Annotated in this window: 25 protein-coding genes; 14 read left to right on the top strand and 11 right to left on the bottom strand. The window is 73.0% G+C overall.

All coding sequences use genetic code 11. The features are described 5' to 3' along the window. Nucleotides 1-36 precede the first annotated feature (36 nt). Entirely contained in the window at nt 37-423 is a 387-nt protein-coding gene (locus AB0I73_RS18095; RefSeq protein ID WP_363038439.1) for a PPOX class F420-dependent oxidoreductase, read from the top strand. Between the two features lie 28 nt (nt 424-451). On the opposite strand, the gene AB0I73_RS18090 is transcribed toward AB0I73_RS18095, so the two are convergent. Next, the gene (locus AB0I73_RS18090) at nt 452-874 is read right to left on the bottom strand and encodes a hypothetical protein (RefSeq protein WP_363038437.1); all 423 of its coding nucleotides are present in this window, start codon (nt 872-874) and stop codon (nt 452-454) included. Nucleotides 875-1,108: 234 nt separating this feature from the next. Between AB0I73_RS18090 and AB0I73_RS18085 the strand changes: the two genes are divergently transcribed. Further along, nucleotides 1,109-1,960, top strand: a complete 852-nt coding sequence (locus AB0I73_RS18085; RefSeq protein WP_363038435.1) for a hypothetical protein — start codon at nt 1,109-1,111, stop codon at nt 1,958-1,960. A 73-nt stretch (nt 1,961-2,033) separates the two neighbouring features. Next, nucleotides 2,034-2,780 carry a peptidoglycan-binding domain-containing protein gene (locus AB0I73_RS18080; RefSeq protein ID WP_363038433.1) on the top strand — a complete coding sequence of 249 codons (747 nt, stop codon included), beginning with the start codon at nt 2,034-2,036 and terminating at the stop codon, nt 2,778-2,780. A gap of 197 nt (nt 2,781-2,977) precedes the next feature. Here the strand turns inward: AB0I73_RS18080 and AB0I73_RS18075 are convergent, their stop codons facing one another. Both AB0I73_RS18075 and AB0I73_RS18070 read right to left on the bottom strand, forming a co-directional pair. Continuing rightward, a complete protein-coding gene (locus AB0I73_RS18075) occupies nt 2,978-3,481 on the bottom strand; it encodes a GNAT family N-acetyltransferase (protein ID WP_363038432.1) in 504 nt (167 codons plus the stop codon). 86 nt (nt 3,482-3,567) lie between these two features. Beyond that, the gene (locus AB0I73_RS18070; protein ID WP_363038430.1) at nt 3,568-4,230 is read right to left on the bottom strand and encodes a nucleoside/nucleotide kinase family protein; all 663 of its coding nucleotides are present in this window, start codon (nt 4,228-4,230) and stop codon (nt 3,568-3,570) included. A gap of 60 nt (nt 4,231-4,290) precedes the next feature. Here AB0I73_RS18070 and AB0I73_RS18065 point away from each other — a divergent pair, with 60 nt between their 5' ends. The 3 genes from AB0I73_RS18065 to AB0I73_RS18055 all read left to right on the top strand — a co-directional run bounded on the left by AB0I73_RS18065 (nt 4,291) and on the right by AB0I73_RS18055 (nt 7,322). Continuing rightward, nucleotides 4,291-5,061 (top strand): beta-phosphoglucomutase family hydrolase, encoded by a 771-nt coding sequence (locus tag AB0I73_RS18065; protein WP_363038429.1) that lies wholly within the window; start codon nt 4,291-4,293, stop codon nt 5,059-5,061. A 113-nt stretch (nt 5,062-5,174) separates the two neighbouring features. Continuing rightward, nucleotides 5,175-6,686: a hypothetical protein gene (locus AB0I73_RS18060; protein WP_363038427.1), complete on the top strand. Its 1,512-nt coding sequence runs from the start codon at nt 5,175-5,177 to the stop codon at nt 6,684-6,686. Between the two features lie 123 nt (nt 6,687-6,809). After that, nucleotides 6,810-7,322: a DUF5709 domain-containing protein gene (locus tag AB0I73_RS18055; RefSeq protein WP_363038425.1), complete on the top strand. Its 513-nt coding sequence runs from the start codon at nt 6,810-6,812 to the stop codon at nt 7,320-7,322. 87 nt (nt 7,323-7,409) lie between these two features. On the opposite strand, the gene AB0I73_RS18050 is transcribed toward AB0I73_RS18055, so the two are convergent. The 3 genes from AB0I73_RS18050 to AB0I73_RS18040 all read right to left on the bottom strand — a co-directional run bounded on the left by AB0I73_RS18050 (nt 7,410) and on the right by AB0I73_RS18040 (nt 10,184). After that, entirely contained in the window at nt 7,410-7,616 is a 207-nt protein-coding gene (locus AB0I73_RS18050) for a hypothetical protein (RefSeq protein WP_109378626.1), read from the bottom strand. Between the two features lie 200 nt (nt 7,617-7,816). Continuing rightward, nucleotides 7,817-9,013, bottom strand: a complete 1,197-nt coding sequence (locus tag AB0I73_RS18045) for a glycoside hydrolase family 64 protein (protein ID WP_363038423.1) — start codon at nt 9,011-9,013, stop codon at nt 7,817-7,819. Between the two features lie 268 nt (nt 9,014-9,281). Then, the gene (locus tag AB0I73_RS18040) at nt 9,282-10,184 is read right to left on the bottom strand and encodes a Gfo/Idh/MocA family oxidoreductase (protein ID WP_363038421.1); all 903 of its coding nucleotides are present in this window, start codon (nt 10,182-10,184) and stop codon (nt 9,282-9,284) included. Nucleotides 10,185-10,385: 201 nt separating this feature from the next. Between AB0I73_RS18040 and AB0I73_RS18035 the strand changes: the two genes are divergently transcribed. Then, the gene (locus AB0I73_RS18035; protein ID WP_363038419.1) at nt 10,386-10,646 is read left to right on the top strand and encodes a DUF5133 domain-containing protein; all 261 of its coding nucleotides are present in this window, start codon (nt 10,386-10,388) and stop codon (nt 10,644-10,646) included. Between the two features lie 50 nt (nt 10,647-10,696). On the opposite strand, the gene AB0I73_RS18030 is transcribed toward AB0I73_RS18035, so the two are convergent. Then, a complete protein-coding gene (locus AB0I73_RS18030) occupies nt 10,697-11,668 on the bottom strand; it encodes a helix-turn-helix domain-containing protein (protein ID WP_363038417.1) in 972 nt (323 codons plus the stop codon). Nucleotides 11,669-11,856: 188 nt separating this feature from the next. On the opposite strand from AB0I73_RS18030, the gene AB0I73_RS18025 reads away from it, so the two are divergent. Together AB0I73_RS18025 and AB0I73_RS18020 are read left to right on the top strand one after the other, a co-directional pair. Then, nucleotides 11,857-12,324 carry a hypothetical protein gene (locus AB0I73_RS18025; RefSeq protein WP_363038415.1) on the top strand — a complete coding sequence of 156 codons (468 nt, stop codon included), beginning with the start codon at nt 11,857-11,859 and terminating at the stop codon, nt 12,322-12,324. A 162-nt stretch (nt 12,325-12,486) separates the two neighbouring features. Further along, nucleotides 12,487-12,702 carry a hypothetical protein gene (locus AB0I73_RS18020; protein ID WP_363038413.1) on the top strand — a complete coding sequence of 72 codons (216 nt, stop codon included), beginning with the start codon at nt 12,487-12,489 and terminating at the stop codon, nt 12,700-12,702. Nucleotides 12,703-12,750: 48 nt separating this feature from the next. Here the strand turns inward: AB0I73_RS18020 and tgmB are convergent, their stop codons facing one another. The 3 genes from tgmB to AB0I73_RS18005 form a co-directional block, all read right to left on the bottom strand. Continuing rightward, the gene (gene tgmB / locus AB0I73_RS18015; protein ID WP_363038411.1) at nt 12,751-13,734 is read right to left on the bottom strand and encodes an ATP-grasp ribosomal peptide maturase; all 984 of its coding nucleotides are present in this window, start codon (nt 13,732-13,734) and stop codon (nt 12,751-12,753) included. Nucleotides 13,735-13,750: 16 nt separating this feature from the next. Further along, a complete protein-coding gene (gene tgmA / locus AB0I73_RS18010) occupies nt 13,751-13,942 on the bottom strand; it encodes a putative ATP-grasp-modified RiPP (RefSeq protein WP_109378619.1) in 192 nt (63 codons plus the stop codon). 119 nt (nt 13,943-14,061) lie between these two features. Further along, entirely contained in the window at nt 14,062-14,382 is a 321-nt protein-coding gene (locus tag AB0I73_RS18005; protein ID WP_363038409.1) for a YkvA family protein, read from the bottom strand. A 224-nt stretch (nt 14,383-14,606) separates the two neighbouring features. Here AB0I73_RS18005 and AB0I73_RS18000 point away from each other — a divergent pair, with 224 nt between their 5' ends. Beyond that, nucleotides 14,607-15,956 carry a hypothetical protein gene (locus AB0I73_RS18000; protein WP_363038407.1) on the top strand — a complete coding sequence of 450 codons (1,350 nt, stop codon included), beginning with the start codon at nt 14,607-14,609 and terminating at the stop codon, nt 15,954-15,956. Between the two features lie 56 nt (nt 15,957-16,012). Here the strand turns inward: AB0I73_RS18000 and AB0I73_RS17995 are convergent, their stop codons facing one another. Continuing rightward, nucleotides 16,013-17,230 (bottom strand): hypothetical protein, encoded by a 1,218-nt coding sequence (locus tag AB0I73_RS17995; RefSeq protein WP_363038405.1) that lies wholly within the window; start codon nt 17,228-17,230, stop codon nt 16,013-16,015. Between the two features lie 449 nt (nt 17,231-17,679). Between AB0I73_RS17995 and AB0I73_RS17990 the strand changes: the two genes are divergently transcribed. The 4 genes from AB0I73_RS17990 (at nt 17,680) to AB0I73_RS17975 (ending at nt 19,910) form a co-directional block, all read left to right on the top strand. Further along, entirely contained in the window at nt 17,680-18,093 is a 414-nt protein-coding gene (locus tag AB0I73_RS17990) for a hypothetical protein (protein WP_109378616.1), read from the top strand. After that, complete coding sequence (locus tag AB0I73_RS17985) at nt 18,090-18,893, top strand: hypothetical protein (protein WP_363038403.1); 804 nt, start codon at nt 18,090-18,092, stop codon at nt 18,891-18,893. The genes AB0I73_RS17990 and AB0I73_RS17985 overlap by 4 nt, the downstream gene beginning before the upstream one ends. Nucleotides 18,894-18,931: 38 nt before the next feature. After that, the gene (locus AB0I73_RS17980) at nt 18,932-19,450 is read left to right on the top strand and encodes a roadblock/LC7 domain-containing protein (protein WP_363038401.1); all 519 of its coding nucleotides are present in this window, start codon (nt 18,932-18,934) and stop codon (nt 19,448-19,450) included. A gap of 85 nt (nt 19,451-19,535) precedes the next feature. Beyond that, the gene (locus tag AB0I73_RS17975) at nt 19,536-19,910 is read left to right on the top strand and encodes a hypothetical protein (protein ID WP_109378613.1); all 375 of its coding nucleotides are present in this window, start codon (nt 19,536-19,538) and stop codon (nt 19,908-19,910) included. The last annotated feature ends 128 nt before the right edge of the window (nt 19,911-20,038 follow it).

The following is a 20,038-nucleotide window of genomic DNA, read 5'->3' as shown; positions in this document are numbered from 1 at the left end:
GGCGGGAGGGCGTGGGCAGGTTCTAGACTGCCGGGTATGGGCGACACGTCGTGGGAGCGGCTCGGAGCGGGAAAGTACCTGTTGGTCACCAGCTACCGGCGCAACGGAACGCCGGTGGCCACCCCGGTATGGGTGGTGCGGGACGGGGAGGCGCTCGGGGTCTGGACCGTCGCCGACTCCTGGAAGGTGAAGCGCGTCCGCGCCCGCGCCGACGTCCTGGTCGGCCCCTGCGACATACGGGGCACCCCGACCGGCGACCAGCTCCCGGCCACCGCGGAGATCTGCGATCGGGCCACCACCGCCCGCTATCGCGAGCTGATCGCCCGCAAGTACGGTCTGACGGGGCGGTTGACGCTGCTCGGCAGCCGCCTGCGCCGGGGCCGGGACGGCACCGTCGGAATCCGCATCACCCCGACTGCCTGAGCGGTTCCGAACGGTGCCCGGTGGGGCGTCAGGTCCAGGCCCGGTAGGGCTCGTCGATCAACTGGAAGACAGGTTCGCCCCGTACGGGGTCCTTGGCCGTGGACAGCCGTACCCGGTCGCCGCCGTGGATGCCGATGGGCGGGCCCATGACCCGGCCGCGCACGACGAAGCCCTCGGCCATCTCGATCAGGGACACGTTCCGGGCCGCCGGCGTGTTGCGGTGCACCACCGTGGAGTGGCGGACCATTCCGACGCCCGTGCTGCGCTCCGTGCGCAGGTCGCTGCCCTGGCATACGGGGCACAGCAGCCGTTGGTACACCGCGGTGCCGCACCAGGTGCACCGCTGGAAGGTCATGGCCTCGATGGAGGCGGAGGTACCGCTCTGGGGTTCGAGCAGATCCGTCGCGGAGCCGGCTGCCTGCTGAGCCACGTTTCCTGAGTGGTGATACACGCTGGTCAACTCCCTGCACTCGGCCGGAAATCCCGCGTGCGCGGTCGCCCGGCACGCTCGTGCCGGTCTGTCGCAGCACCGCGCACGGCCACAGAGTATGGCACTCAGTGCCACCCGTAAAGGTACTCGGTACCATAATCTCTGCATGTGGACGTGCCCGGTGTGCCCCGGCCCGTACCGAGGAGCGGGTGCCGTTCATATGATCAGGGCGCCGTCGTCCCCGAGGAGTCCCGCATGGCACCCGCGCGTCCCCACCTCCGATCCCGCCCCCGTCTCCTGTACGTCACCGACCTGGCCTACCCGGCCCGTGGGCGCCGCTACGGCGACGAGGACGTCTTCCTCACCTCCCGGCTGCGCGAGGACTTCGACCTGGCGCTGTGTCACCCGCGGGACGCCGCCGCGCTGCTGGACGGCTTCGACGCCGTCGTGGTCCGCAACAGCGGTCCCGTGCTGTCGTACCAGGACGCCTACCGCGCCTTCCGCGAACGGGCCACGGCGACCGGCACGCCGGTCTACAACCCGCTCACCGGCCGGGGCGACATGGCCGGCAAGCGGTACCTGCTCGAACTGAGCGCCGCAGGCCGCCCGGTGATCCCCACCGTCGACCGGACGGAGGACCTCGACCGGCTGCCCGCGGCGGACCGGTACGTGGTCAAACCCCGGCTCGGCGCCGACTCCGTGGGGCTGCGCATCGTCGGCCGGGACGCCGTGGGCGACCTGGTCGACGGCAGTGTCCTGGTGCAGCCGCACATCGACTTCGCCTACGAGGTCTCCTTCTACTTCGTCGACCACGACTTCCAGTACGCCCTGTACGCCCCGCGCACCGACCGGCGCTGGCAGTTGGAGCCGTACCGGGCCGGCCCGGGCGACCTGGAGTTCGCCCGGCGGTTCGTCGAATGGAACACCCTCGACCACGGCATCCAGCGGGTCGACGCCTGCCGCGCCCCGGACGGTGAACTGCTGCTGGTCGAACTGGAGGACCTCAACCCGTACCTGTCCCTCGACGCCCTGGACGAGGCGTCCCGGGAGACGTTCGTGTCCGCCGTGACGGCCTCCCTGCACCGCTTTCTGCGCGCCGCGGGCTGAACCTCCGCCGCTTGCCTCCCGTATCCCTCCCCGTGGGCGGCTCCGCCCTCGTGCGGAACGGAAGGAGAGCGGCATGCCGACGCCGTCCGACCCAGGGCAGTCGCACGACGGCCCGCCCCTGGAACCCGTCCGCGTCCTGCGCCCCCGCCGCACGGACGCGCTCGCGGAGATGTTCCGGGAGTTCGAACGGGAGAAACGGGAGGGGCGGGAGGGATGGGAAGACGGGGGGGACTACGAGTCCGTCACCCTGCCCCGGCCGCCGACCGGTGCGGAGGACGAGACGCAGGAACTCCCGCCGGTCGCCCCCGAGCCGGCCGGTCGGCCACCGGCACCCGCGTCCGGCCCGGCGCGCGGCCCTGCGCGGAGCCCCGGCCCCGGGCCGGCGGCGCGGCGTGCCGTTGTGGCCGCGGCGGCGCTCGGGTTCGGCGGCGCTGTCCTGTTTTTCGGCGTTCTCGGCGTTCTCGGCGTTCTCGGTGTTCTGGGCCCTTCGGGCCACGGCGCCGACGACCGTGCCGGTGCCGCTTCCGGTGCCCGCCCCTCCGCGAGCCCTCCGGTGAGCGCGCCCGCCACGCCACCCGAACCAGCCCCGACGGGACCCGGATTCCTCAGCGAGGGAGATGTCGGGCCCGAGGTGACCGAACTCCAGGAACGGCTCCTGCGCATCCCGGACGTCTACCGCGACGGTGCCACCAGCGGCCGCTACGACGCCACCCTGACGGCGGCCGTCGCCCGTTTCCAGCTCTGGTACGGCATCCAGGGCGACGAGACCGGCGTCTACGGAGACGACACCCGCCTCGCGCTGGAGTCCCGCACGGGGTGACGCACCCCGCCGCCACCGCGAGGAACATCGGCAGGAACAGGGCGTCCCGCGTGCCGGGCGACGCCCGCTGCTGCCCGCGTCCCACCGGAAGACGGCTCATACCGCCCCGCTCTCGCACCGCCCACCCCGGCCGGGTGCCGAGCGGCCGGTGAGGCGCGCCGCTCCTTCGGGCAGACCCGGTGCGTGCCCGGCGAGTGTCAGTCAGTGCGCCCCACGAGGACCGGCGCGTGAGCGGCGAGGTCCGCCAGCGGGGCGCCGCTCAGCCGGCACACCGTCCAGTCGTTCAGGAACTCCGCCCCGAGTGACCGGTAGAAGCCGATCGCCGGCTCGTTCCAGTCCAGCACCACCCACTCGAAGCGCTCGAAACCGTTCTCCCGGCAGATCGCCGCGAGGGCGGCCAGCAGTGCCTTGCCGTGCCCGGCGCCCCGGGTGTGCGGGCGTACGAAGAGGTCCTCCAGATGCATCCCCCGGGTGCCGGTCCAGGTGGAGAAACGCGGGAACCACAGGGCGAAGCCCACGATCCGGCCATCGGCGTCGTCCTCGGCGATCAGGACGGATGCGGCGGGGTGCGCGCCGAACAGCGCCTCGCGCAGCTGCTCCTCGGTGGCGCGGGACTGTTCGGCGGCCTTCTCGTAGGCGGCGAGTTCGTGGATCATCGCCAGGATCTCGGGGACGTCGTGCACGGTGGCGGTTCGAATCATGGACCGGAGCATGAATCACCGGGCCGTGCCGTGTCCATCGGGAACGGCTCGGTGGACGGCCCGAGCCGGTCAGGGCGGCAGCACGCTCATGCCGCGGTGCCCGCGCGCGGCACCGCGGCCGCGGGCACCACGAGGTCGGCGCGGTGCCGGGTCGGGGCGACGAGTTCGGCGTTGGGCTGGTCCGAGCGAAGGGCCCAGGCCACCGCCTCGTCATGGCGCTTGCCGAACTCCTCGTGGCGGGCCACCAGCCGGCGCAGCCGCTCCTCCTCGTCCAGCTCGCAGAACCACACCTCGTCGAGTTGCGGCCGGGCCCGGGCCCAGGCGCCGGTGTCCAGCAGCAGGTAGTTCCCCTCCGTGACCACCAGCCGGGCCGTCGGCGGCACCGGCACGGCCCCCGCGATCGGCTGCTCCAGCACCCGTTCGAAGCCGGGCGCGTACACGACGTCGTCGTACGTCTCCACGCGCAGGCGTCGCAGCAGCTCCGCGTACCCGGCGGCGTCGAAGGTGTCCGGGGCGCCCTTGCGGTCCCGGCGGCCGAGCCGGTCCAGTTCGGCGTCGGCGAGGTGGAAGCCGTCCATGGGGACGTGCGCGACCCACGGCTCCCCGGTGCCGTTCAACTCCCGCACCAAGTGTTCGGCGAGCGTGGACTTGCCGGAGCCCGGGCTGCCGGCGATGCCGAGCACCGCGCGCCGGCCGGCCCCGGTGAGGGCGCGGGCGCGGCTGAGCAGATCGTCGAAGGTCGGTGTCACACGGACGAGTGTGTCACCCGCGCTTCCCGTGTTCGCCGCCGAGCGGGGAAGGTATCCGGTATGACGGATCTGGGTCTGCCCGAGAACATCCTGGCCTGCCTCTTCGACCTCGACGGCGTCATCACCAGGACGGCCGTCGTCCACGCGGCGGCCTGGAAGGAGATGTTCGACGCCTTCCTGCGCGAGCGGGACGGCGCCGACTTCCGGCCCTTCGACGCCGACGCCGGTGACTACGCCAAGTACGTCGACGGCCGTCCGCGTGCCGACGGCGTACGCACCTTCCTCGCCTCCCGCGCCATCGAACTGCCCGAGGGGGAACCCGGGGACCCGCCCGACGCCCCGACCGTGCACGGGCTCGGCAACCGCAAGAACGAGCTGCTCCTGGAGCGGATCCGCACCGGCGGTGTCGACGCCTACGACGGCACCCTGCGTTACATCGAGGCGGCCCGCGCCCGCCGACTGCGCACCGCCGTCGTCTCCGCCAGCGCCAACTGCCTCGACGTGCTGCGCGCCATCGGTGCCGAGCACCTCTTCGACGTCCGCGTCGACGGCGTGGTCGCCGCCGAACGCGGCCTCCCGGGCAAGCCGCGCCCCGACACCTTCCTCGCCGCGGCCCGGGACCTCGGCGTGCCTCCCGGCCGGGCCGCCGTGTTCGAGGACGCGCTGGCCGGCATGGACGCGGGCCGCGCCGGTCACTTCGGCTACGTGGTCGGCGTGGACCGCGTCGGACGGCCGGACGCGCTGTACGCCCATGGCGCCGACCGGGTCGTGACGGACCTCGAGGAGCTCCTCGGGGAACCGGGGGAGCGGCGGCCCTCATGGACGGGATGAGGCGAACGGCCGTACTCCGCTTCATCTGCCTGGACCTTGCGGGGTAATTTGACCTTGTTTGCACGGTTCGCATGCCGGCGTCTCGCCGGAGCGAGGGACGCAGGGGGCGGACGATGGCCGACGGACGCGGTCTCCTCCCCACCGGAGGACGGCGACGCGCACACACGTCCCCGGGCGTGTTCCGTCCGGCCGCCGGCACCGCACCGCTCGTGGCCCTGGCCGCCGTCTTCACCCTCGCCCAACTCGTCCTCGTCCGACCGGGCCTGGGACTCGGCTGGGACGAGGTCGTCTACGTCAGCCAGGTCACGTCCCACCACCCGGCCGCCTTCTTCAGCGCCCCGCGCTCCCGCGGCGTCTCGCTCCTGGTGGCGCCCGTCGCGTCCTGGTCCTCGTCCACCGCCCTGCTGCGCGTCCACCTCGCCCTGCTGTCCGGCCTCGCCCTGTACCTGGCGCTGCGCGCCTGGCGCGGTCTGTTCCCCACCCGCGTCCTGGTCAGCGCCGGAGCCTTCTACGCCTCCCTGTGGGTGACCCTCTTCTACGGCCCCCAGGCCATGCCCAACCACTGGGTCGCGATCGGCGCCCTGATCACGGTCGGCTCCTTCCTGCGGTACCGCGCCGACCGCTCGGCGCGCGGCGCGCTGTGGGGCGTCGTGGCGGGGGCCGCGCTGATGGCGTGGATGCGGCCCACCGACGCCGTCTGGGTGACGGTCCCCCTGTTCGTCCTCGCCCTGGCCGGCCGTCACTGGCGGCTTCTGCTCGCGTCGGCGGCGGGTCTCGCGGTGGGTGCGGTCGAATGGGTGGCCGAGGCCTACGCGGGATACGGCGGCCTGGGGGAGCGGCTGGCCGAGGCCTCCCGCGTCCAGGGCGGGCTCGGCTGGCACATGGCCGTCGACGACCAGCTGCGCAGCCTGGGCGGACGCGGTCTGTGCCGCCCCTGCACCGGGCCGATGCCCCACCCGGTGACCACCCTCTGGTGGTTCGCCCTGCCCCTGCTCGCCGCCGTCGGGGTGGTCGTCGCCGTACGGGCCCGGCGTGTCCTGCGTACCGTGATGCCGCTGGCCTGCGCCACCACGGCCGCCTTCCCGTACCTGTTCATGATCGGGTACGCGGCACCCCGCTTCCTCCAGCCCGCCTACGCCCTCCTCGCGGTTCCCGTCGCCGACGGACTGTGGCACCTGGCCGGAGAACCGGCCGGAAAGCGGCGCCCGGGAGGGAGCCGGCGGCCGGTCGCGGCGGCACTGGTCGCGCTCGCCCTGACCGGCCATCTGGCGGTACAGCTGGCCGTCCTGGTGCACACCGTCGACCGCACCGCCGAAAGCCGTCGGGACTGGGCCCGCGCCGCCGACGAACTGCACCGGCTGGGCGTCCGCCCGCCCTGTCTGGTCACCGGCCACGAGGCCGTCCCCGTCGGCTACTACACCGGCTGCTCCTCCGGCGGGACCAGCGGGAACAACGAGAACATCACGGTGGCGGAGATCCTGCGCACCGCGGACCGCGTCCCCGTGGCCGCGCTCACCGGCCCCGGCGGTGTCCCGCCCGACTACGCGCGGCCCTGGCCGGTCCACCGGATCAGCGACCTCGAGGCCCGCATCGCCCCGGCACCCCGGAAGGACGCCTCCGGCTGACGCCCGGACCCCCGGGACGCGGCAGGGACCCGCACGCCGAATCGGGATTGGGCGGCGCATGACGGGAAACGCGGATCAACACCTGAGAGGAACGAGTCGACACGGCGTGACAGGGAGGAAACCATGGGTACCGATCCGATGGCGGACGACGTGTACCAGCCCACCGGAGGCAACGAGGAGCAAGCGGACGCCGCGCCCCTCGACCGGCAGGACGCCGTCGACGAACGGACCTATGACGACATCCTGGACGAGGGCTACTCCCCGCCGGAGAAGCCGCTCGGCGTGACCCGGCACGGCACCACGGCCGCCGAACAGCACGAGGGCGAGACCCTGGACGAACGGCTGGACCAGGAAGTGCCCGACACGTCCGCGCCCGGCGGGGACGACGTGGGCGACCTCCCCGGGGGCGAGGGCGAACCGGTCGACCCGGAGGCCGGCACCGAGCGCGCCGGACGCCTGGTCGCCCCGGACGAGGGCGTCCGTGCCGACAGCACGAAGGAGAGCGTGGCCGAGGACGTCGGCATCGACGCGGGGGCCGCCGGCGCGGAAGAGGCCGCCGTGCACGTCGTGGAGGACGAAACGGCGTTGCCGGAGGGCCGGGACGGGGATCGGGGGCAGAGCCAGGACAGGACCTGACCCGGTCTGATCCGCCCCGGCCCGATCGGGCCCGGCCCGCTCCGTCCCGGCCGATCAGGACGGGCATGACGGAGCCGGTCCCGAGGTTCAGGGAAGCAGCTTGTCCAGTGCGGCGGGTCCCTCCTCCGCCAGTTTGCGCTTGGCCCATTCGAGATTCTGCGGGGTGAGATCCTTGCCGGAGGCAAGGACGAGGTCCTCCGGCGACACGTCGGTGCCGGTACGGGCGTGGAGCAGGCCGTCCGGGGTGGTGCGGTCCTCGGACGGCCTGGACTCCTCGGGCTGTGACGTCGACATCTTCTGGCTCCTCGGGTCCGGACGTTGTAGCGGCCCCGGTGCGGTCATCGGGTCCGATATCACCATTCAACGCGGGAGCCCGCCGTGCATCCGGAACACGTGGGGCACCGCCTCGAAGGGCCGCTCCTCACGTGCAGGAGTACCTTCCCCGGCCCGCGGAAAACACTGCGAAGACCGCCGTCCGGGCTGCTCCGAGGCGTCTAGAAGGGCGACAGCGTCAGGCGCAGGCCGGTGGGGGCCGTGTCCTGGATGTAGGAGGCGAAGCCGGCGACGTCGTCGAAGGCGAAGCCGTACGCCTTTCCGTCCTCCGTGGCCGTGTGCACGGCCTTGGAGTAGTGGTTGGTGAGTTCGGTCCGGTAGAAGGCCGAGGCGTCGGTGGTCGGCTGGTCGGGGTGGCTGAGCAGCGTCGAGCGGTTGAAGCCGGCGCCGAGCACGGCGGCGACCGGGCCGGTCGTACCGTCGTTGGGGGCGGCGAGCGCTCCGTCGCAGAAGAGCACGTCCCGCGTGGACGGCTTGCCGAAGGAGACCTGGGCGGGTCCGTCGAAGGTGAACCGGTCGCCGCGCACCCGGCCGGTGAAGGTGCCGGCGTCGGTGGTGACCTTCAGGTCCCGGCCGGTGTAGGTGCTCCACACCTCGTCGATGTACGGGGCGAGGTAGTCCTCGGCGAACAGGCCCGAATCCAGTCCGTGTCCCGGTGCGATGATCCGGGTGTCGTCCACGACGAGCCGCGAGAACGCCTCCACCTGCCTGATGGCGCCGAACACGGCGCGGCGGCCCCCCTCGCGGAAGGTGCCCGTGGTCTGGTCCTCGGAGCCGGTGAGCCGGATGCCGAGCGGCACGCTGAACATGTCGACCATCGTGGTGTTGCAGAACATGCCCGCGGAGTTGTAGGTGAACTCGGCACAGTCGTGCAGCACACCGTAGTTGGGGTCCGAGGTGACCCAGCCCGCCGGGTACTGCAGCGCCGCGTGGCCGTTGCCGTCCGTGACGGCCTTGAACTTGAGCTTCGCACCGAGGGCCACGTAGACACGGCCGGACATGTACGGCAGGGACAGCCGGGTCCCGCCGCTGCCGGACAGGCTGATCGCGTAGTCGGTGAAGCCGTCGGCGCCGTTGTCCGACAGGGCGATCGGGGCCAGGGTGCCGTCGGGGGTGACCCGTACCTGACGGTCGTCCTGGTTGCCCACGATGTAGAGGTGCACGCTCGCGTTGTCGAAGGAACCGCTGTTGTTGACGACCGTCAGCGGGAGGGAGCCCGCGGCGGCCTTCGTGCCGGCGGGCGTCTTCGCGAGGGCGTGGGGGGCGAACGCGGCGACGGCGGGCGCGGCCACGGCTGCCCCACCGAGAGCGAAGAGGACCTTCCGGCGGCCGGGGGAACGCTGGTGACGGGGAGTCATGTGGGGGGTCTCCTGAGGTGGTCGTGGGGGTTCTGGGCGGCGTCGACCCGGCCTGGGACCTTGGGGCGTGGAGGGCTCCAGAGGGGTGAGAGCGCTCTCAGACCGTGCGTCGGCGCCGACGCACGGCCTTGATGGTACGGACCGGAACGACCCCCGCCAACAGGTCCGACTTGTCCCTGGATCCGCCCTGACCAGCGGTTACTTGAACGGCGTACGAGAACCCCACGATTGCTTAAGCGCTTCTTAAGCGTCGTTTAAGCCGGGGACATCAGAGGCCGGGTCGGGCCGTTCCGCTGTCGAGCAGGGTCTCCGCGCCGGCCAGGATCTCGGTGACGCGGAGCGCGAACGCGGCGTCGCAGGGGTGCGGCCGGCCGGTGTCCGCGGCGGTGAGGAGCGCGTCGACGGCCCGTCCGAGGGCGGGGACCGCCCCGTGGGCCGTCTCCGGCAGGACGGTGACGCCGGACTTGCCGCGGAGCTCCACGGTGGCGCCGGCGGCGGCCGGGGGTGCGGTCAGGCTCAGGGTGACGGCGCTCGAAGCGTCGCTCGTGTGCTCCAGTACGAGATGGACGGTGTCGCCGGGGCCGTGCGCCGCCGCCGACACCCGCCGGGCGTCTCCGAGCAGGGGCAGCAGTACGGACAGGGCGTGCGGGCCGACGTCCCACAACGCACCCTTCTCCCGCCGCCAGGGCGAGACCGCGAACGGGCTGTCGCCGGAGGTGAACACCGACCCGAGCCACTCCGCCCGCGCGGTGAACCAACCGCCCGCGCCGGCCTGTTCACTGATCCACGCCGCCGGTTCGGGCTGGAAGCGGGTGGTGAAGAAGACCACGGAGGCGACCCGCGCCTCCTCGACCGCCTCCGCCACCGCCCGCCCCTGCGCCACCGTCGGGGCGAGCGGCTTGTCGAGCAGCAGATGGCGTCCCGCCCGCGCCGCACGGACCGCGAGACCGGCCTGCACGTCCGGGGGCAGGGCCACGGCGACGGCGTCCACGTCGGCGATCAGTGCGTCGACGTCGTCGTACGCGCGCGTGCCGTGCCGGTCGGCCAGTTCCTCGGCGGCGTCGAAGCGGCGGCCCCACACGCCGGTGAAGTCGAGTTCCTGGTGACCGCTCAGCGCGGGGGCGTGTGCCGCCTGTGCCCAGGGGCCGGTGCCGAGCAGTCCGATACGCATGCCGTCGTCTCTCCCGTGCCGTGTGTCCGCCGCCGGCCGGTGGTGCCCGGCCCCCTGCCGGGTCCGAGCGTGCCATACCGGCCGGGGCAGCGGGGTGCCGGGTTCTCGCCGATTCCGACCAGTTGAGCAAATGGGATGAATGTTTCGGTGTGATCCGGGTAGGCGCCCGTCACACTCAGAGATCAGTAGAGAGGCGCTTTCGTGCTGGTACCGGATCCCAAGAGGGTCAGACAGTTGCTGACGCGTTACGCGACGCTGCGGATCGCGCAGGCGGAGCGGTACTCGCCCGTCGCGGCGCGCGAGCTGGAGGACATCACGTACACGCTCTGCGTGATGACGGGAACGGCCGGTATCCGTGAGGCCGTCGCCCGCGCGGACGCGCTGCTCACCGGGGAGCGGACCTCGGCGGACATCCGGACCGCGGGCGCGGACGAGGAGAGCGGCCGGTCGCTGGTCGGGTGACGGCTCCCGGGCTGTGTTCCGCCGTTCCACCGAAGCAGGCAGGTCTCCGGCTACGAGCCGGTGCTCGCGACGGGCCGTCGCCCGTGGAACGCCGACCGATACGCATACGGTGTGGTGCCCACCACCTTGCGGAACCGCTCACGGAACGCCGTGGGCGAGCCGAACCCCGACTGCTGGGCGATCCGTTCGACGGTGTGGTCGCTGTTCTCCAGCAGGTACTGTGCCCGTCGCACCCGCGCCCGCAGCAGCCACTGCACCGGTGTGGTGCCCGTTTGCTCACGGAACCGGCGGCCGAAGGTGCGCTCGCTCATCCCGGCGCGCGCCGCCATCGCCCCGAGGGTGACCTCGTGCGCCAGATTGTCCTCGAGCCATTCCAGAAGCGGCTCCAGAGCCGACCCACGGGGCACGGGCGGGTGCTGGTGCACGATGAACTGGGCCTGCCCGCCCTCCCGTTCCAGCGGCATGACGGACATCCGGGCCGTGTTCGCGGCCACGGCCGAGCCGAGGTCCCGGCGGATCATGTGCAGGCACATGTCCAGTGCGGCAGCGGCGCCGGCCGAGGTGAGGATCTGCCCGTTGTCGACGTAGAGCACGTCGGGCTTCACCTCGACGCGCGGAAAGTCGCGGGCCAGCTGGTCCGCGGCCACCCAGTGCGTGGTGGCGCGCAGCCCGTCCAGCAACCCGGCCTCCGCCAGGACGAACGCACCCACGCACACCGAGGCGATCCGGGTGCCCGCCTCGGCCGCCCGGCGGAGCGCCGCGCGGACGGCGGGGGAGAGCGGCGCGGCACCCTCGGCGCAACCCGGGACGATGATCGTGTCGGCGTCCGCCAGGGCCTCCAGCCCGCGGTCGACACGCAGGACCAGCCCGCCGTCCGCCACCACCTCGGGTGTCTCCGCGCACGGGCGCACCCGGTAGGCGGGCCGGCCGTCGGGCAGCCGCGTCCAGTCGAAGGTCTGCATGGGGGCCGCCATGTCGAACGGGATGACCCGGTCGAGCAGCAGAATCGCCACGGAGTGCATGAACGCCACGGTAGACGGGTTCCCGCCAGCGACAAGAGCCGGGGCAGCGGTACGGCGACGGCCGGGAGGGCAGCTCGGCGGTGTTGGCGGGAATCCGTTGGAAGCTGTCGATCCGGCCCCTGGGTGATCGCCCCCCGGGCCCCTAACGTGGGCCGGGAACCGCTGATCGCACCAAGGAAAGAGCCCCGGTGACCAAGTTCCTGCTGTCCGTCCACGTCCTCGCCGCCATCATCGCCGTCGGTCCCGTGACCGTGGCGGCGAGCATGTTCCCGCCGGCCGTGCGCCGGGCCGCCGGGGGCGGCGGGCCCGCGGCGACGGCGGTGACCACGGTCGGAGTGCTGCACCGCATCTGCGGGGTCTACGCCCGGATAGGAATCGCGGTGCCCGTTCTCGGGCTCGCCACCGCTCTCGCCATGGGGGTCCTGGGCGACGGCTGGCTCATCACCTCCATCGTCCTGACGGCGGCCGCCGCGGGCGTCCTGATCGCCTTCGTCCTGCCCGGTCAGGAGGAGTTCGTCGAGCAGGTGGCGGAGGGCCGCTCCGTCGACCGGCAGGCCACGGTGCGACTGGCCACGTCCACCGGTGTGTTCAACCTGCTGTGGGCGACGGTGACGATCCTCATGATCGTTCGCCCCGGCTCCACGACGGGAGCCTGACCGCGCCGGGCCCGGCCGGACCGGGGCTCGCGTCGGCTGCCCCTCCTGTCCCGGTCTGCGTCAAGTCGTGCGGGCGAATTCCCACTTCATGGTGTCCGGGCGCCTACACTCGGCAGTCGCGCCCCCGCTCCGGGGGCGACGAGCAGAGAGGCGCGTTGCCGGGTGTTCCAGGATTCCCCCATCTACGACCGACTCATCGCGGAGTGCGGCGATGTGCCCGCGCAGGTCCGCAGGGAGGCCGAACGAGTGAGCAGGGAACTGGAGCTGGTCATGCGGCCCCTGCAATCGTCCGGGTACACCCCGGGCCTCGACCGTCCGCAGTCCCCGGGCAACGGCTGGCAGCGCACCGCCCTGTTGTCCGGCCCCCGGCCGCACTGACCCGGGGGAAGGGCCCGTACCACCGCGCCCAGGCGTGGTGACGGGCCCTCAACGCGCCGTGGTGCGAACCCCGTTGATCCCCGGAGTCTCTTTGGGAGCGGGCCGGGCCAGCCACTCGGCGACGGCACGGGCGATCGGCTGTCCCGTCTCCACCTCGACGAATCCGAACTGACCTGACTGATTGCACTCCAGGAACCACCACGTCCCGTCCGTGTCCTCGACGAAGTCGAAGGCTCCGTAAGCCAGTTCGGCCTCGCGTAGATAGGTGTGGACGGCGTCGGCGGTGCGTGGCGGCACGTCGACCGGCTCCCAGGGGGAGGGGGATGTGGCGAAACGCACATCGACCTCCGTCGGTTCCGCGTCCGGGGCCGTCGCCTTGCGGGCGGCGAGCAGACGCTCGCCCACGGCGGTGAGCCGGATGTCGGCCCGCTTCGCGATCCGCCGCTGGAGCAGCGTCGGTCCGAACGCCACGGCGGCGAAGTCGGTGTCCGGCGCCACCCGGCTGGTCGGAACGGCCCGCGGCGGATCCTGCGGATGTGCTCCGGAGACCGGTTTGACCACCAGGTCCGGGAAGCGCTCCGCGAACTCCCGGGCGGCGCGCGGGAAGGTCGTGATCACCGTGGCGGGCACGGGCAGGCCGCAGCGCTGGGCCAGTCGTAGCTGCCATGGCTTGTGACGGGCCTGCCGGGCCGCGTCCGGATGGTTCATCCAGCGGGCGTCCGAGCCGCGCAGCATGCCGTAGAGGGCCTGGGCGGCCTCCTCGGTCAGCCACGGCGACGGCTGGGCCGCCCGCCCGGCCGGGGTGCCCGGCCTGCGCACCCACACGGACCGCAGCCCGCCGATGCTCACCAGCCTCCCCCCGGCGGAGAGATGGCCGCGGAAGCGGCCGTGGACGTATTCACCCGAGAGCGAGACCCCGCCGGTCAGATCTGCCGGGTCGAGGCGCACCACCGGCACCCCGGAACCGTGCAGATGCACGATCACCATGTCGGCGGTCACGTCCTCTTCACAGGTGAGGATCAGTACGGTCATCGTCTGCGGTCCATGGTCAGTCGTCGAAGTGGGTCTTGGACCCCGCGGTGGATGTGGTGGTGCCCACCTCCCGCAACAGTGCGTGATCGCAGGCCGCCACCCGTCCGTCGACGAGTACGTTCAACTGCAGCCCAGAGTCGTACACATACGGAGTGGTTACGACCAACTCCGGTGCCGGACGTGCGTAGTTGAGCGCGAACGGTTGCATCGTCTCTCCCTCGTCGGTACCGCGCCGACCAGCGACGGGCCACTGCGCGCCGCCGCTTGGTCCGCCGACTTGTTTTGGCTTCCAGAGACTTATACGAATCGAACGGGTGGTTGGTTTCCTCACGGAGCGTAGTCATCGGCGGGTTCACGGTCCGGTCGCCGGGGCATCGCCCCGAGGGAACGTGCGCCGAGGGAGCCGCGCATGGTGCGCAGGGCGAGCAGCAGGACGCCGATGTCGTCCAGATAGACCGGGTCGGGCAACAGGTCGGTCGGCAGCACCAGGTAGAGGACCGCACCCCAGAACACCCAGCGTGGGCCCGTGGGCAGACCGGCGTCCCGCAACGCCCGCCGGGTGCGGACCAGCCGCACCAGGACGGCCACGGCGCAGGCCAGCACGGCGGCCGCGACGACGGCGACGATTACCACGGTGGTGGTGTCCACGGGGTGTCCTCCTCCAAGCGCGGCGGGGCAACGGTCTCTCTGTCTGGATGCCCGGTAACGGCCCCGGCTATGGCATCCGCCGGACGCATGGAGCATTACAGGTCATACCCATGGCCCAGCCGAGTGGCCGTGCGGGGCGAGGGCGCCTAGTAATGGTCCACGTAACGTCGCTCCTCGTGCGTCCGGGGCGAGGAGCGGCCTCAGCCTTCTTCATGGAGCCGAGCATGACCACCTGCTCTTCATCACCCTCCTCGAACACCTCGAACGGATCCGCGATACCCGCCGGGACGGACCCGGCCCTCCCGTCGGCACCGCCGACGACGCCCCCTCCGTCCGCCCCGACGGTCTCCGCCACCGGCACCGGCCTGCTGGACCCGGCCCCGCTCAGCACCGGGGATGCCGTCGGCGGCCTGATGTGCGCGGCGGTGTCGGACCGCCCCCTGGAGGAGGTCGCCGACCTCATCACGTCGCTGGCGCGCTCGCCCGAGCACACGCCGGCCGTGGTCGACGCCCTGCGCGCCGTCGGAGTGAGCCGGTCCGTGGAGGACGTCGCCCGTCTGGTCGCCCTGCTGACCCGGCCGCCCCGCGACGCCGACAGCGCCGACGAGGTGATCCGGGCCGCGGCGGCACACCGTCCCGTGGCGGACGTGACCCGGCTGGTGGCGCTGCTGCAGAACGAGGAACTGGCACCCCACTGCCGTGAGGAGGCGCTGCGGGCAGCAGCCTCCGGCCGCTCCGTCGAGGAACTGATCGAGCTGATAGACCAGCTGGCCGCGCAGGAGCCACCGGAACGCTCCGGCAGCCCGACGACGGTCCCGTCGGCCCCGTCCCGCTCCGGGGACGACCACGGCGACCGAGACGACGGCGCGTACGGAGACCGGCACCGAGCCCCGTACCGAGCCGGGAACAGCGGCCGGGACGGGGGTGGGGCCCGGAGGAGCATCCGGGACGACGAGGAAGCCGGGGACGGGCGCGGAACGGCGCCGGAGGCCGGATACCGGACCCTCCACCGCGGTGCCCGGGGCGCGGCGGCCCTGCGCTCGCGACACCGGATCAGGCACCACCGGCCCCGCGCGCGAACGGGGCAGGGCACGCGGCCCGACCGGAGACCCGCCGGCGCCGCCCCCGAGCGTCCGCCCGAACAGGCGGACCGGTCCCTGACCTGGTCCAGCTGGCTCGCCGCGGTGGCTCTCGCCCTGTGCGCAGTGGCCCACTTCCCCCCGCACTGCGACGGTTCCGCACTGGGCCTGCACGCCCTCACCGTCGGCCTGTCGGTGCTCTGCACGGCGCTGGCCCTGATCCTGGTGGTGCGCCCCGGCGCGCTGGTGCTCGCACCGGCGGTCGTCGTACCCGCGGCCCTGGCCGGGGCGCACGCCTACGGCCCGTCCTTCCCGTCCGTCTTCCTGTCCCGGGCCGTCCGCCTCGCGCTCGCCCCGCAGTGGCTGGCCAGCGCGACGGCCGTCACCGCCGCGCTGCTGGCGCTGACGGCCCTGCTCGTCCGGGTGGCCTCCCCGTTCCCCGGCAGGCACTGGGCGGTGTGGCCGGCACCCGGGGCACACCGGATGCCGGACTGAGCGCGTGCCGATCGAGGAGGAACGCCGGGTTCACCGGGCACGGACCGGGAAAGGCCCTACGGGCCCGAAGCCGCCGACTGCCTGTCGGCGGCGGGCGGGGCCCCGCGCTCCTCGCGCTCCTCCTCGTCGGCCGACGGGCGACGCGCCGCCCTGGGACCGAACTTCAGGCGCTCCAGCGTGCGCGTCAGCTGCCGCACGGGCGACGGGGCCGGCGTGCTGCCGGGCGGCAGGGCACGGGGTCCGGAGGCCGCGGCGGACTCCCGGTAGGCGGCCAGCGCCTCGTGCGCGCTCTCGGCCGCCTCGCGGTACAGGTCGCGGGACTTCGTCATGGCCTCCAACGCTTCGGCGTACATGGCGACCAGCCGGCGCTCGCGGGCGAGCTCCTCCTCCAGGGTCAGCAGACGCCAGTCCTCCCGCAGCGCGGTCAGGGCGGCCTCGGCGCCGTCCGGCAGCGGACGCGGCAGCGCCGCGAACCGGCTCACCGCGTCGACCAGCTCGGCGGGGCGGGTGCCGTCCAGGAACACCGCACGCACCGAGAACTCCCCGGTGTCGTAGCCGTCCGGGACAGGCCCGCCGGGCAGGACCACCGCACCGCCGCGCGGCACCTCGACACCGGAGTCCCGCAGTGCCCAGTTCACGACCCGCAGCTGGTGCGGCGCGGCCCGGTGCTCCACCACGCGATGCCGCAGCCCCGGCGGCAGCCAGTGGGCGAGCGGCAGCCGGCCGCGGTCGTCCGTGGTCATCGCCTCGTGGACGACCACGTGGATGTTCCACCCGTTCCCGTCGGCGCTCCGCGCGCAGGCACGCAGCAGCCGCCGTACGGCCTTGTCGTCCTCGGACAGTGGATTGATCTCCCCCAGCCGCAGTCCCGTGGCCGCGTCGTGGTTCCAGTCCGGGTCCGGGTCGTCCAGGGGCCAGAACATACCTGCGGGGGAGGGCCATGTGTGGTCCCAGGGCCGCTCGGCCTCGGCGACCAGGACCCAGCGCTGCCCGTCCCCCTCGGCGGGGCCGACGCTCAGCCGGGCGCGCACGGTCACCGCCCCGGCGACCCGGACACGGGCCTGGAACACCCGGTCCGGCGTGTCGTGGCGCGTCTCGTGCCCCGCTTCGGGCACGTCGTCGGGCACTTCCAGGAAGGCGTCGATGCCTCCGCCGCCCTCCAGCCGGGGCAGGGTGCGCCGGAGCACGTCCAGCGCTGAGGCGCCGGTGTGCCGGCCGGCGGTCAGCCAGACGGACGGAGGGATCGTGGGGCGGGCGGTGCGTGAGGTAGGCATGGGTCCAGGGGTGAACGGGGGCACGTGTTCCTGTCATTGTCGTCGCTGTCGGGCGGCGGACTGACGAGGGTTCCGCCGGGCGGCGGTCCTCGTCCGCGGTTACCCGCGCGGTGGGACTCTCATGTGCCACGTGTCATCCCCGCACGCGGGGCCCGCGCACGGGGTGTGTGGGGCACACACATGGCGGAAGGCTTTCACTCGTGGTCGCGACAGTACCCGGTCCCCACAATGGAATCCGGTGAGCAGGGCCGACCCGCCATCCGCCCAGGGGAAGGCCCTGCTCGCACCCCGCCGCCCACCGGACCTGGAAAATCGCCGACGTTATCAGTGCCGGGGCATCCTTGTCGCATATTCCAAGGGAAAACACCAAAGCCCTCCTCCGGTCGAGCACACACCGTAGCGTCGACGTCACGTTCGCGGTACAGCCGTGCGATGAGGGGGGATCCGGCGTGCCCGGAATCGACGAGAGTCTGCTGGAAGCCATGCGACTGCCTGGTGCGCGGGGTGCACTGGTGGTCGACTGGATCAGCGGACTCGCGCTGGGCGCGGTGGGCGACGCTCCGGGTGACGACCCGGAGGCGACAGCGGCGGAGACCGCCGAACTCGCCCGCCTCGCCATGGAGAGCGGCACACTCGCACCGGCCGACGGCGGCCTGTCCGTCGCCTCCGTCGCCTCCGGCAAGGAACCACCCGTCCAGGACCTCATCCTCACCACCGTCGACGCGTACCACCTGCTCCGGTTCGTCATCACGACCTTCGACAGCACCGTGTTCCTGTACCTGTGGCTCGACCGCCGTGACGGCAACCTGGCCCTGGCCCGCATCCGGCTGGCCGAGATGGCGGACCGGCTGGTGCTCGGATGACCACGGCGGCGCCCATCGAGGGATCGGCACCCACCGGCGGATCGGCGCCGGCCGTGCTCGGCAGTCTCGCGGCGGACCGCGCCACCGGGGCCCTCTCCACCGAGTCCGGGGTCTTCTACCTGGCGGCGGGGCACGTCGTCCACGTCGAATCCGTGTACAGCCCCGACCTCGGCGATCTGCTCACCGGCAGCGGTGCCCTCCCGGCCGACGGCTGGTGGGAGGCGGTCGAGCGGGCCGGGGCCCGTCACCGCGTCGGCCGCCAGCTGGTCGACAGCGGCCGTCTCAGCGCGGGAGCGCTGGAACTGTGCCACACGGGCGCGCTGTTCGACGCGGCGTACTTCGCGCTGGCCCAGGACACCGCCGCGCTCCGCTTCCGCCCGGAAGCAGCGCACTGGCTCGGCGCGGTCCGCCCCGTTCCGGTGCACAGTGTGCTGCGCGAGTCGCGGCGTCGCCGCGATCTGCTGCACCGCATCTGGCCCGACCCCGCCGTCGACACCGCCCCGCTCACCCGCGCGCCCGGCGCCGACCCGGCGGACCTGCCGCCCCGCCGCGGCCGGACCCTCGCCCGGGTCGACGGGGCCAGCACCGCCGCGCAGATCGCCTCGGCCCTGGCGTGCCGCACCTTCCACACCCTCGTCGAACTGCGCCGCCTGGCCGCCGCCGGACTGATCGCCCCCGCACCGCCCCCGTCCCCGCCCGTCGTCACCGTCCCCCACGGCACCGGCGAAGCCGGCTCCGCGTGGGACGAGCCCGACACAGCGCTGCTGCGACGGCTCCTGGACGCCTTGGAGGCCCTGTGATCCGCGCGCGTCGACAGCGTGCCGAAAGGAGACTGCTCATGGCCGTCGAGACCGACGTGCTGGACGAACTGCGTCGGCTCCGTACCCGGGTCCCCCGGCTGGCGGGATCGCTCGCGGCCACCGTCGACGGACTCGTCCTCGCCCACGACGTGCCCGACACCGAACCGGAGGGGCTGGCCGCGCTCACCGCCGCCGCGCTCGGTGTCGCGTACCGCGTGACGGACGCCACCGCCCGCGGTGAGTTCCGCGAACTGCTGGTGCGCGGGACGCGGGGATACGTGGCGACCTACGCCGCGGGAAGCACCGCCGTGCTCACCCTGCTCGCCGACGACCGGGTCAACGTGGGCCGGCTGCACCTGGAGGGCCGGCGCAGCGGAGCCCGCATCGCGGACCTGGTCGCCATCGGAGCCGGCCCCGGAGTGGGCCGGCACGCCGACCGCGCGGCGCCCGAACAAGGCCCCGCACCCGCCTCGGACGCGGACCGCCGGATCGGCACCCTCCCGGTGCGCGCTCCGCAGCGGCCCGCACACCGGCCCCGGCCCCAGGCCGGCGGCTGAATCCAGGCTCTTCCTCCCGGCCTGCCGCCGCGGCACGACCCGGCGACCGGCCAGAACAACGATCACGACCGAAGGGAAACCTCTCATGGCCAACACCGAGACCGCGCTCAAGGACTGCCTCGGCTCCATCGACGGCGCGACGGCCGCCGCACTCGTCGACTACACCAGCGGCATGGCGCTCGGCACGATGGGCGGTGGCAAGGACTTCAACCTGGAGGTCGCCGCCGCGGGCAACACCGACGTCATGCGCTCGAAACTGCGCACCATGGAACTCCTGGGGCTGAAGGACGAGATCGACGACATCCTGATCACCCTGGGCAGCCAGTACCACCTGATCCGCCCGCTCAAGGGGCGCGGCGGGAACGGACTGTTCCTGTACCTGGTCCTGGACAAGGCTCGCGCCAACCTGGCGATGGCTCGCCACCAGCTGCGCCGGATCGAGACCGACCTGGAGGTCTGAGCCGGGACCGAACCGGACCGGTCCCGCAGCGGCGCAACGGGCGTGTGCCCTTCGCGCGTACCACGCGCGCGTCGATGGGGGAGTGGAGCAGGTCCATGCGGCGGTGGTGGCGGGCGGCGCGGAAGCGC

Source organism: Streptomyces sp. NPDC050388, from assembly GCF_040655635.1.
Taxonomy (GTDB): Bacteria; Actinomycetota; Actinomycetes; order Streptomycetales; family Streptomycetaceae; genus Streptomyces.
Note: the sequence above shows the minus strand (reverse complement) of the source record. Positions and strands in the feature narration are given on the sequence as shown.